The organism is Streptomyces litmocidini (assembly GCF_014649755.1).
Classification (GTDB): Bacteria; Actinomycetota; Actinomycetes; order Streptomycetales; family Streptomycetaceae; genus Streptomyces; species Streptomyces litmocidini.
In genome coordinates, this window is record NZ_BMTQ01000014.1 from 58,714 (window position 1) to 71,341 (window position 12,628).

The window sequence follows — 12,628 nt, forward strand, 5'->3', positions numbered from 1 at the left end:
CGAGCACCACGACCAGAACGCCGACGACGACCCCCGGCCGCCGCCACCACCGCCGAACGGCCTCCCGGGGAGGCGACGGGGGCGGCGGCGGGGCAGAGGGGTACGAGTCCACGCGGGGATCGTAGACACAACCCCCGCGTCCGGCACGGGGGTTCTCCGGCTTCTCGCGGCTTTCTCCGGTCCCGGGTCCTGGATGTCCCGGAAAAGACCCGGCAGACCCGTGACTTGCACGGACAGGCCGCGTGGGGCCGCCGAGCCGGGAAGACGACGTTTCCTCCCTTTCGCCCTCGTGCCAGTCGATGGGGCCGAAAGTCCCGGGAGGGTCCCACGGCCCGGGTCGGATGAGCCCCAGGACGGGCGTGACTCGCCCTGGGGCGTGAGGTCCGGTCAGAAGAGGCGGTTGTACGTGTTCCAGCCGCCGCCGACCTTCGTGCGGGTGGCGAACGGCGCGGCCGCGTTGCCGGTGCCCCGGTACAGCCACAGGACCCCGGCCCTGTCGCGGGCCACCGCGTCCGCCCTGCCGTCGTCGGTGAGGTCCCCGGCGACGACCAACTGGTCGTACGCGCCCCAGCCGCCGCCGACCTTCGTGCGGGTGGCGTACGGGGCCGTACCGCTGCCCGTTCCCCGGTACAGCCACAGGATCCCGGCCCTGTCGCGGGCCAGCAGGTCGGCCCGTCCGTCACCGGTGACGTCGGCACCACCGGCGAGCCGGTCGTAGGTCCCCCAGCCGCCGCCGACCCTCACCCGCGTCTTGAACCGCGCGCCGGTGAAGCTGCCGGTGCCCTTGTAGAGCCACAGCACGCCGGTCTTGTCCCGGGCGAGGAGGTCCATGTACCCGTCCCGGTCGAGGTCGCCGGCGCCGTCGATCCGGTCGTAGACGTTCCAGCCGGTGCCGACGCGGACGCGGGGGGCGAAGGGCTCGTAGTAGACGTCTTGGCGGTCGTAGTACCAGAGGGTGCCGGAAGCGTCGCGGGCGACCAGGTCGCCGTGTCCCCGGGTGGCGGCTGACGGTAGGACGTAGCCGAAGTGGGCGGGGAATTCCGTCAGAGGGGAAAGCTCGGTCAGCATGTTGTACGTCTGCCAGCCGGTGCCGACCTGGTCTCGGGGCGCGAGCGCCGTGGTCGCGTTGCCGGTGCCGCGGTACTGGAACAGGGTTCCGGTGGTGTCGCGGGTCAGGAGGCCGTGGCGGGGAAGGACGGGCTTGCCCAGTGCGGTGAAGGGGGCGCTCGTCTGGCGGACGTCGGAGTACTGGGTGCGGAAGTCGTAGATGTCGTACCTGGTGATGACCTCGAATTTCGCCATGTAGGCGCCCGAGAGTGTGGTGAATTCGTAGCCGATGGTGTGGTCGCCGGGCTCGAGGTGGCAGTCGAGGTTCGCCGAGGCGCTCAGGATCATGGTGGAGGGCTGGGTGCAGGTGGCTCCGGCCTCTGTGGTGAGCCCGCCGATGTGGATGTCGTTCGGACCTCGCCAGAGGTACCCATCGGCCGGCCGGAACCAGAGGGTCAGGTTGCCGGCGTCGTTGGCGTGGACCCGGATCTGCTGGCGCACCGTTCCACCGGAGGGGACATCGGGCAGGTCGAAGGTGACGGTGTTCAGCGCGGCGCTCGCGACGGTCTTGACGACGACCTTCGCGCTGCCGTGGGTGGCGTCGGCCGGTGTGGCACCGGCGGTGCGGGCGGTTGCGATGCCGGCGGCCAGGTCGCCGCCCCTGGGGACGTAGGCGAAGCCCCAGTGGACCGCGGTGTCCGGCGCGTCCTTGGGTACGACGAAGCCGGGGCGCAGGCCGGAGGGGCCGCACACGTAGACGGCGACGAGACCGGCCACCTCCGTGCAGTCGTTGGCCTGCGTAGTGAATCCCTGCGGGACTCCCGCCCCGTCTCCGGCCGGTCCGGTCAGCGGCTTCGTGGAGAACGCGATCACGGTCCTGCCGTCCGGGATGCCGGACTCCACCTCGGGCGAGAGGCGGGGCGCGGTGCCGGGGGCCGCGACCTGGTCGTGCACGGACAGCCTCAGGACGTCGTCCTCGGCCATGGCCGTGCCGGAGTTCGCGAGTGTCGCCGCGGTGAGGAGGCCGGTGGCGGCGCTGAAGGCTGCCATACGGCGTGCTGCTCGGTTCATGGATCCTTCTGCGTGGGGTGACTTGAGAAAGGGGATCTTGGCAGGGAGCGGCCCCGGTGTCGACAGCTGGGGTGATGGGCCCACCCTGATGGGGATGCTGGTTGATCAGGGATGGGCGAGGAAAGGCGATCCGAGTCCGTTGTCCATTGCGGCGGCCGGTGCACGGCGCGAATCATGTACCGCGGCCGGTGTACGGCGCGGGTCAGGAGACGCGGACCAGCGCCTGTGGTGGGTCGACATGTGCGGTGAGGCGCCATGCAGGGTGCTCGGCGGCCTGCGGAAACCGGCAGCCATCCGGCGCGGCGCAGAATCCCGGAAAAGTCCCACAAACGCCGTCACCCCCCTCTCTGACCTGCCTTCATGCAGGTCAGAGAGGGGGGTGAAGACCGTTCTTCCGGGGGTTGTCAGATGTCCCGGAAAGGATTCGCGGGTCCCCTGACCTGCGGTAGCGGTCCATCGTGCCCCGCTGACCTGCGCCAATGATCTTTCGGTTATTTCACGCTCGTGCCTGTCGATGCGGGTGGAAGTCCCAGAAATGTCCCAGGCACCTCAGCCACCACCGCCTCGGCGCTGCACCCCACGTGTAGGGGGGCATTTGTGTGGAGGGGACTGGTTCCACTCGAGCGCCCATACCGCTGGCTTCGGGGTGCTCAGAAGGGGAAGATCAGCGCCCGCGGGTCAGCCGGATCTTCTGGGTCCATGCGTTGGTACCGCCCTTCGGCGTGGCCTTGCAGGCGGCGGCGTAGCAGCGCCAGACCCAGTCGTCCTTCTTGTAGCGTCGGATCTCGATCTCGTCACCCCCGCACCGTCCGCAGGAGGGCGGATCGGCGAACGTCGCCGCATGCTCGTGCTCCAGCAGCTTGCGGGCGAAGTGGCTGCCGCGCATGGTCAGCATGATCTCCCGGGTCGACTTCTGGGAGAGCGGGTTGAGGCTGCCGAGCAGAACCGTCTGCTCGTCGATGACGACGATCTTCTGGTGCATCTCGTACACGGGCACGACCGTGTCGACGACCTGTCGCAGCTCGGCGATCAGCGCCTGGTTCGTCTCCTGCTTCTGGAGCTTGTCGGTGTCGTCACGGATGAAGACGTTGATCCGCACACCGCGGTCGGCGGCGGCTCGAAGGTCGGGCAGCAGCGAATTCAGGCGTGTGGCGACCCAAGGGGACCAGAGCCACAGTGATCGCCGGGCTCTCCGGATCTCCTCCGAGAAGGCTCGGTAGAACCCCCGTTCGTCCTCGATCTCCGTCACTTCGATATGGCGGCCGAGGACTTCGGCGAGTGCGGAACCGAACTCGCCCCGGTAGGGGGCCGAGGTCGTCGGAGGTGTGATCAGATTCCTGGCGTGCAGCACCCGGACACCCGGCGTGTTGACCATGGCGGCCAGCTGGCCGAGAGCTGTCGCTCTGCCCGCGGCGCGTAGGCGCTCCAGGCTGGCGATCACGTACAGCCTGGTTCTGACGCGTGTGACGGCGACATTGAACAGACGTACACCGTCACGGGGCCAGGGGTTCGTGGTGGGCTGGCGGTGGGCGTGAGCCATCCACAGGGGCCGGGTGGTCTTGTCGCCCTCCACGGTGTCGAAGACGACGATGTCGAACTCTCGCCCCTGGAAGCGGTGGGCGGTCCCCACTTCCGCTGGGTTGCTCCCTCCCGACTCCTCGATATCACGCAGGGCCTCCAGCGTGGCTTCCGCCTGAACGCGATATGGGGTCACCACGCCCGTGCTCTCGCCGAGTTCGCGGTGCACTTCCACCAGGGCGCGCGTGATCAGCGCGCCGGCGGGCCACCAGCCGCGACGGCTACCGGTCAGGTGGGGTCTGCCCAGTTCGTGGAGACCGTCCGTGTCGATGAGTACGATCTCGGGGTCGTTCTCCGTACGCGCCGACCGTGATCGGTTTCCGCCGCTCAGCGCGCCGCCGTACGCGAGATCGTTCGCCAGTCGCATCACGGCAGGACCGAACCGGTGCTGCTCGGTCAGGGTGATGCAGGCGGGATGGTGCCGAGCGTCGGTGGGCGAGTGGATACCGCAGTGCGCGAACACGTCCGGGAGCAGCCAGCGCTGGATGTCGTGGCGTCTCTGGTCCCTGAGCTCAGGAGGCACGACGGCACCCAGCTGCATGAAGTCCCCCAGGAGAACGGCGGCCCTGCGGGACTTCCCGGTCGCCAGAAGCACCTCGGGCAGGGTGGCGGCACCCGCCTCGTCCACGAGCACCACGTCGTACGGTCCGTCGAGGACGGCCCGGTTGGTGCGGAACCGGGCCAGCGTGGTCGCGACGAGCCTGGCCCCCTTGATGATCTCTCCCTGGGCGTTTCGGGCCAGCCGCTCGTACTCCTCCTGGGTTTCCTGGTAGGCCTTCTCCAGTTCCGCGCGGTGTGCCTCGTCGGCAGTCACCGCGGGGCGGAGCCGACCCGCACGCTCGAACATGGCGGGCCACCCCTTCTGCTCCGCCTGTTTGGCTACTTCGTAGGCATGGACGGCGCGCTTGGCCGCCTCTGTCGCCTGGGAGAAGTCGGTCGCACACTGGCTGAGGTGTTGTCGAGTCCGATCCGAAGCGGCCCTTGCCGCGGCGGCGTCGGCATGCAACGCGGCGATCTGATCTCGAGTGAGGGGGATGCCTTCGCTGAGTGCGGTGATCCGGGCTCCGAGGGCCGCGGCATGGGCTGTGGCAGTGGCCCGGGCTTCGCGCGCGGCTTGCCGGGCCGTCGCGGCGGACCGCTCGGCCTCCTCCAGCCGTTGGCGGATCCCTGCGATCTTGTTCTGGGAGCGGCGCTTCGACCACGTTCTCGTCGACTCGGCCTCCCGCAGTTCTGTCCGCAGGGGATCACAACGGTCCTCAGTCAACAGGGCGGCCGCCTCCCGGAGCGCGACCGCTTCGCGTACCTTGGCCACCTCCGACGACAGCTCGTCCACCTGGTGCCACTGGTGGCGGGCGGCGTCCGCGGCCTTGTCCCTGGCCACGGCCGTGCGGGCCACGGTGACCGCTTCCTCGTGCTCTCGAGAGGCCCGGTCGTGCCGCTGTTTCGCATCCTCGACCCGAAGCCTGACCGACGCCGGATCCTCTCCGGGAGTGCGCAGCAGCTCCAGAGCCGCGTAGTACGCGGACGAGTCGAAGCGGGTCAGCACGGCCTCCAGGCGGGCGAGTTCGGATGCCCACTCCTTGATCGCAACCAGTTCGGACTCCAGCGAGCTCCGCCGCTGCGCGGTCTCCGCGAGCCGCGCCCTGACCATCATCGGTAGGGAGACGGACGGATCCTCGGCCACCTCCTTCAGGTGCGGCGGGCCGACACGCACGATCTCTCCGGGACCGTGCCGCTGTTCGCGGACCACCCCCAGCAGAGCGTTGTCCACGGCGATGTTGGTCGCGGAGACGAGGAGCACCCGGTCGCCGCGCGCGAGGAGATCACCGATCGCCCTCTTCAGCACGGTGGTCTTGCCCGTCCCCGGAGGGCCCCAGACGAGGTGGACGCCTTCTCCGAGGCACGCGCGGTACGCGTCGGCCTGGGCGGGATGGAACCCCGGCGGGTCCTCCGCCGGCTGCCGCGGCCCGCCGATGGTGCCCGTCGCCAGTGCGGCAGCCAAGGGGTGTTCTCCGAGCGCCGCGATCCCTTGGCGCAGGGCCTCCATGAGGAACGTGGGAGGCTGCTTCTGCAGCCACAGATGGGCGTCGGTGACCTCGGCGAACCGGGCCACCTTCACCGTGAGGAGACTGCCGTTCTGCACGGCCTCCGAGACGGTGAACCCCTCCGACTCGATGGTGTCGGCCTCCGGACCGGCGAGCCGCAGACTGTCGAGCTGGTCCGGCCCAATGTCGGAACTCCGTACATCCACGACGTACTCGCCAGAACCACCCGCACGAGCCGCACGGCCGACCCGCTGCCATCGAGGCTGCCTCCCCGCGCCGCCCTCGATGGCGATCCACTCGCCGAGCGCAGCGGTGATCTCCTCCCGCCACCCCACCGGGGCCCCTCCCTGTCAGTTGTGCGGATCCATGGAGCGGAGCAGTTCGAGCAGCCCCTGAGCGGGATGCAGCTGGTCGTCGGTGACGGGGTCGGGGCTGAAGTGCATGAGGCCGTTGCGGAAGTTTCGGCAGTCCTCGAGTGCGGAGAGGAAGTGCTCCTTGTCGATGGCCCAGCCCAGGGCCGACCAGTTCTCGGGGACCTTGAACAGGTGGCCGTACGCGCCGAACGTCAGGTTGGCTGCGGAGTTCACTCGGGAAGCGCGGTGCCTGGGTACGACGGCACGAATCCGCTCGATCGGGATGCTGCGGTCGACGATGCGCCTCAGGCGCTGCTCGATCTCCTCGACGAGTACGAACGGACGGACACGAGTGCCGAACTGGACCGTGAGGTCCGAGTCGGTGATCAGACCGCACACCTTGTGGTCGTGATCCCGCACGAGGACGTAGCCCGACTTCTGGATGGTCCCGATCCAGTCGAGCAGATCGTCGGACCGGTCCGCCTCCTGAGCCCGCACCGTGGCGGCAGCGAGGTCGGCTCCGGGATCGGCCATGCGGGCACGTCCGATCGACTCCCAGCTGACGACTCCGCGCAGCCGCCCGTCCGCGTCGAGAACGGGCAGCTGACTGTAGTCGCGCAGCACCATGAGGGTCATCGCGGTCCCGAGGCTGTCCCCGACCCGTACACATTCCGGCATGCGGTTGGCCGAGTCGAGGTTGCTCACCCGGTACGCGACGGTCCGCGCCGTCGGGTCCTCGTCCGCCAGGTGTCCGGCCGCGTCCGCCGCGCTCTGGATCACGGCCGAGAGGCTCGTCGTGCCGGTGAGGCGGGTCATGGCGCTCGTACCCGCCTCGTCGGGCTCGGCCCCGCCGGCCACGACCGCGATCTGGCTTTCGAGGCTGCCCTCCGTGAACGGAGGTACGGTGACGAGCCCGCGGACGTCCAGGTCGTTCTGGATCTGCTCGACGGCGGCCGGGTAGCGCCGCGGAAGGCTCCAGACGGCGAGGAAGTCCCGTACGGACAGAGTGAGGGGTTCGTCGGCGCTCCGTCGCCGGACCTCCTCGAAAAGTTTGGCCGGTTCGGTCAGGGTGGCGGCCAACTCGTCAGCGTCGGGACGGCCCGGATCGGGCTTTCCTTCGGAGAGGGCGGCTATGCGCTCCGCCGCCCCGAACCGACTGAGCTCGAAGACCGTCAGCAGGGACCCCATGCTGTCCTGGAGATCCGACTGGATCGACTGGCGATCGACGTCCTTGACGAGCCATTCGACGCGCCTGACGTGACGGAATCCGTCCGGGGCGTCCGCGCGGTACTCGTAGCCGCCCGAGACCCGTCCGATGGCCACGAGCAGCGACTTTTGCGGGAGAACGACAAGGTCTCCCGGCTGTATCTCATGGACGAAGCGGAAGAGCTGTCCGGTCCAGTTTCCTACGGTGTAGGGGCCCTCGTCCGGATAGGCGGCGGCCACGGCCGCCTTGATGTCATCCCGTGTGGCGGCGCCCGTCAGATCCCCGAGCTCCCACCATCCGGCGATCAGGATGCCCTCCTCCAGGGCGGCCTTCTCCCGCTCGCCGTTCTCCCCCGCCCGTACGACCCAGGCCCGCATCCGGCCCCCTCCCCTGAGGAACTTGACAGACGACCATCGTGATCGTGTGGCGCGACTTTAGGGCAGGTGGGGCCTGTCTCCCCTTGGCAAGGGCATATTTCCGTCACCTCGGTGGCCTGGTCGGGCACCGTGACCCGGCGGACGCGGAAGGGGGAGCCGAGGCGGTCGTAGACTGATCGTCAGCCGCGGGCCGGGGCGAGGGCCCGCGACGATCGTGTGGGGGAGAGCGCCGGTGAAACCCTTGGACTTCGATGTCGACCCGTGTGTGGTGGGGCCCTTCGAACTGCTCGCCCGGCTCGGCGCGGGCGGCATGGGTGTCGCCTACCTGGCCCGTCAGCTGCCTCTCGGCCTGACGGACGACCTCACCGCGGCGTACCGGCTGGCCGAGCCGGGAAGTGACGAGGAAGCCGTCGAAGGACGGCTCGTCGTGGTCAAGATGATCCAGCCCGGCCTTCTCGACGGCGAGCCGGACGCCAGGGAACGCTTCGACCGCGAGATCGACGCCGTCCGGGCCGTGATCAGTGCCCGTGTCCCCGCCGTGATCGCGGCAGCCCCTCCGGAAGCGGCTCGCCCCTGGTTCGCCATGGACTACATCGCGGGCCCCGATCTGCACACGATGGTGAAGCTGTCCGGCACGTTCCCGGTGGGACCGTACGCCGCGCTCGGGCTGGCACTCGTCGACGCGCTCCGGGCGATCCACGGGGCCAACCTGCTGCACCGCGACCTCAAACCCGGCAATGTTGTCTTGGGGCCGGCGGGGCCCGTGGTGCTGGACTTCGGCCTGGCCGTGCTCGCGGAGAGGCAGGCCAGTCAGGCGCTGACCCAGACGGGAGCCGTCATGGGCACCCGCACCTTCATGCCGCTGGAGCAGTGGAAGGACACCAAGCGGGTCAAGGAGCCCGCGGACGTGTACGCGCTGGGCGCCACGCTGTTCTTCGCCGCGACCGGTCGGCCCCCGTACCCATACGCGCCGATGGAATCGCCGCCGAGCTGGAGCGGGGTCGACAAGGACTTCATCCCTCTTCTCGCCCAGATTCTCGTCCCGGCCCCAGGACAGCGGCCGACCCTCAAGGCCGTGGAGACGGGCCTGCTCGCTCTGCTGACCGACGCGGATCTCACACCGCAGGTCGCGGCGGAGCAGCTCGCGACGCTCGTCGCGGGCTCTGGCCTGACGCCGGAGCTTCCCGCGGAAGCCGGTACCGGCCATGCCGACCCGGCCATCCAGGAGCGGGCCCAGAAGGCGGTCGACGCGGGCGCCGCGCCGGACGCTCCATGGGGGAGCGATCCGGAGGACCTGTTGGAGATCGACCCGGGGTTCTACGGGCTCGTCGACACGGACGAGATCGAGATGGCGGTCGAGGCCCAAGGCGAGGCAGAGGAGGCGGCGGTCGCGCCTCCGGGCTACACCCCCACACTCGTCGATCCCGCGTCGGCCCCCGCGGAACCGGAGGCCGAGGCGGTCCCCGCTCACCTGCCTGTTCCCGGGACGGAACCGCTCCCCACCACCTACCCCCTCGCCCCTCCGCATGCCGCCCGGCCGACCCGGCCCTCGGCCCCGCCCCCGGTTGCCCTGCGGGTCGCCGCGGAGCTGCGCGAGGCGTACGCGCACCGGGGCGATCTCTAGGAACGGGGTCTGCCCCGTGAACGCGGACCGTCTCCCGGCGTCCGGCGGACCGCCTACCCTTTCAAGGACCCCTCATGACCCGAAAGGCAGGACCGCCCCCGATGCCCGACGCAGCGCCCGGAACCCCCGAGGCCCGTACCGACACCCAGGTCACGACGGCGCCCGAGGGTCCTCCGCCGGCCGGCACGGTGATCGAGGTGCGGGACGAGGAGTGGATGGTCCGCAACAGCCGGCAGGTGCGGACCGGGGAGTACCTGATCGAGGCCGTCGGCGCCTCCGACCTCGTACGCGGTCAGGAAGCCCGGTTCCTTGCGCCCACGATGGACCGGCCCCGCGTGCTGCGTCCGGAGGACACCAAGCTCATCGCCGACGGGTCGCCGCACTTCCGGCGCAGCCGCCTCTTCCTGGAGGCGGTGCTCCGCAAGACCCCGCTGCCCCAGACGGAGCGCCGCCTCGCCCTGGCCGACGGCTTTCTCCTGGACCGCATGGACTACCAGCTTCGGCCCGCCGCGAAGGCCCTGGCCAATCCGCTGCGGCCACGGATCCTGATCGGTGACGTGGTGGGCCTGGGCAAGACCCTGGAGATCGGGGTGCTGCTCGGCGAGCTCATCCGCCGCGGCCGTGGCGAGCGCATCCTCGTCGTCACGCCCGCACCCGTCCTCGAGCAGTTCCAGCACGAGATGTGGACGCGGTTCTCCCTGCCGCTGGTCCGCCTGGACAGCGCCGGAATCGCCCGAATCGAGCGGAAGATCCCGGCGGGACGCAATCCGTTCACGTACTACAAGCGTGTGATCATCTCCATGGACACGCTGAAGAACCCCCGTCGCTACCGGCCGTGGCTGGAGCACATCCATTGGGACGCCGTCGTCATCGATGAGTCCCACAACCTCATCAACCAGGGCAGCGACCGCCGGGCTCTCGCCGACCTGCTCGCCGAGCGCACCGACGCGCTGATCCTCGCCAGCGCCACCCCGCACAACGGCGACATGCCGGCCTTCACCGGACTGATCCGCCTCCTCGACCCCATGGCAGTCAAGGACCCCCGCGACCCGAAGGCCGCCGAACTGGAGCACCTGATGGTGCGCCGTACCAAGGTCAGTGACGAGGTGGCCGGCCAGCTCAAGGACTGGGCTCCGCGCGGCGACTCCCGGCCGGTCCGCCGCCGGGCCAACGAGCTGGAAGAGGCGGTCTTCCAGGAGCTCGCCGACCACTGGCTGAAGCATCCCGCCGAGGACACCGCACCGAAGGCCGGCGCCGAGGACCACCTCTTCCCCTTCGTCCTGCTGAAGTCGTTCCTCTCCTCCCACCGGGCCCTGTTCGCCACCGCCCGCGACCGGCTCGCCAAGACCGGGCACACCCTCCCCGACAAGCACAAGATCACCGACGAGCCCCCGGCCGGCATCGTGCCCGTCACCTCCGAGGCGGTCTCGCTCCTGCGTCTCATGGAGCTGGCCCGCGCCATCGAGCACGCGACCGCCGAAGGCAGCGCGCCGGAAGCGGCCTCCAAACTGGCGGGCCTCGTCGACGAGCTGCGCGAGATCGGCGTCAAGGCGGGCAGCCCCACCCGTGCGGTCGTCTTCTCCGAGCGCCGCGAGACTCTCGATTGGCTGGGCCAGGTCCTGCCGCCGCTGCTCGGCTGGACGGACCGGGACGACGCCAAGGCGGCGGTCAAGGTCCTGCACAGCACCGGCGTCTCGGACCGCGTGCAGATGGAGTACGTCGACGAGTTCGCCCGCGCGGGCGGCGACGTCCGCCTGCTGCTCTCCGGCGATGGCGCCTCCGAGGGCGTCAACCTGCACCGCCAGTGCCACCACCTGATCCATTGGGACCTGCCCTGGAGCCTCATCCGCGTCGAGCAGCGCAATGGCCGCATCGACCGCTATGGGCAGACGGAGCGGCCCGAGTTCCGCGCGATGATCCTCGAATCGGCGGTCGAGGGTGCGCTGGACGACACCCATGTCGCAGAGCGGGTCCTTGCCCGTGAGCAGAAGGTGCACGCGATCCTCGGCGCCGTGGAAGCGGCGACCAAGGAGAACGACGGCTCGCTGGAGGAACGGCGCGTCATGGAGGCGCTGTTCAGGGGAGCGGACCCGCAGGAGGCAGTAGCGGACCTGGAGGCCGTGGCTCTGCCCCAGGGCGACGCGGTGACGCCGGAGGACCTGCCGCTCGCGCAGCGGCTCAACGCGGAGTTCGGTACGGGCGGAGACCCGTACGAGGAATCCGAGTTCGGCTTCGACTTCGACACGGACTTCGAGGACGAGATCGGCTTCGACTTCGACGACAGCGCGGACGACGGCTCCGAGGCAGTCGAGGCCGAACCGCCCGGCGACGGAACGACCGTCAAGGAACCGGCCCCGGGCGCTCGCGGGGCCACAGCCCCTCTCCGCTTCGTCGAGGAACTGCGGCTGTTCACCGACCGTCGCGACTACCTCCTCACCGGCCTGGAGGAACTCGCCGACCTGGAGTCCTTCCGCCTGGACACCACCGTCGACGGCACCGACCTCAGCTTCGACACCCCGGAGGACCTTGCCGACCGGCTCGACGTCCTGCCCCCCGGCTATCTGCGCGACCACGGCATCACCCGCCGCATGAAGCTCACCTTCAGTCCCAAGGACGCGGCCGACTCCCTCAGGCGGGCCCGCGAGGACGCCGACTCGCCCTCCCTCTGGCCGGACGCCCACTACGTCGGCGAGCTGCACCCCGTCCTGGAGTGGATCACCGACAAGGTCCTCGTCCAGCTGGGCCGCCAGCAGGCGCCCGTGCTCCAGGTGGACCGTGCCCGCGTGCCGGAACCGGTGTTCCTCACCCAGGGCGTCTGGTCCAACCAGGACGGCCGCCCGACCGTGGTGGCGTTCCTCGCTGTCGACCGGCTCGGCCGCGAGGGCGAGGCACCCCGGGTCCGCGAGCTGTCCCGCGAGCTCCTCGCCGAGCTCGGGCTCCGCCCCGACATGCCCGACCACTTCGCCCAGGGCGACCCCGCCGCCCTCCAGCGGTATGTGGCGGAGGCCGTCTCGGCGACCCGTCGCACGATGACGGGGCTCCGCGGGAAGGCGGAGGAACTGGTGGACCAGCCGCTGCGCGAGTACGAGGAGCGCGTCGGACTCTGGCGCCAGCAGACCCTCCCCGGCTTCAGCGGTGGCCGGAGCGCCCGCGAGCGGGCCGCGGAGAACCTGGAGAAGGCCGCCACCCGTCTCCGTACCGCCGGCGACGACCCGATGGTACGGATCCTGGCCGTCCTGGAGCCGAGCTCATGACCGTCCCCACCGCGCAGGGCGCGGCCCACGACCTCTGTCCCACCCGTCACGTCATCCGGCAGGAGCGCCACG

The 12,628-nt window shown here is 70.2% G+C and carries 5 protein-coding genes; 2 read left to right on the forward strand and 3 right to left on the reverse strand.

Features of this window, described 5'->3' with window-relative positions; translation table 11 throughout:
- Positions 1-387 precede the first annotated feature (387 nt).
- The 3 genes from IE180_RS26570 to IE180_RS26580 form a co-directional block, all read right to left on the reverse strand.
- The gene (locus tag IE180_RS26570) at positions 388-2,097 is read right to left on the reverse strand and encodes an FG-GAP repeat domain-containing protein (RefSeq protein WP_190159487.1); all 1,710 of its coding nucleotides are present in this window, start codon (positions 2,095-2,097) and stop codon (positions 388-390) included.
- A gap of 685 nt (positions 2,098-2,782) precedes the next feature.
- Positions 2,783-6,076, reverse strand: coding sequence for an AAA domain-containing protein (locus IE180_RS26575; RefSeq protein WP_190159488.1), 3,294 nt, complete (start codon positions 6,074-6,076; stop codon positions 2,783-2,785).
- A gap of 15 nt (positions 6,077-6,091) precedes the next feature.
- Positions 6,092-7,678, reverse strand: a complete 1,587-nt coding sequence (locus IE180_RS26580) for a CBS domain-containing anti-phage protein (RefSeq protein WP_190159489.1) — start codon at positions 7,676-7,678, stop codon at positions 6,092-6,094.
- Positions 7,679-7,910: 232 nt separating this feature from the next.
- On the opposite strand from IE180_RS26580, the gene IE180_RS26585 reads away from it, so the two are divergent.
- Both IE180_RS26585 and IE180_RS26590 read left to right on the forward strand, forming a co-directional pair.
- Positions 7,911-9,302 carry a serine/threonine-protein kinase gene (locus IE180_RS26585; RefSeq protein WP_190159490.1) on the forward strand — a complete coding sequence of 464 codons (1,392 nt, stop codon included), beginning with the start codon at positions 7,911-7,913 and terminating at the stop codon, positions 9,300-9,302.
- 101 nt (positions 9,303-9,403) lie between these two features.
- Positions 9,404-12,556, forward strand: coding sequence for a DEAD/DEAH box helicase (locus IE180_RS26590; protein WP_190159491.1), 3,153 nt, complete (start codon positions 9,404-9,406; stop codon positions 12,554-12,556).
- Positions 12,557-12,628: the final 72 nt, after the last annotated feature.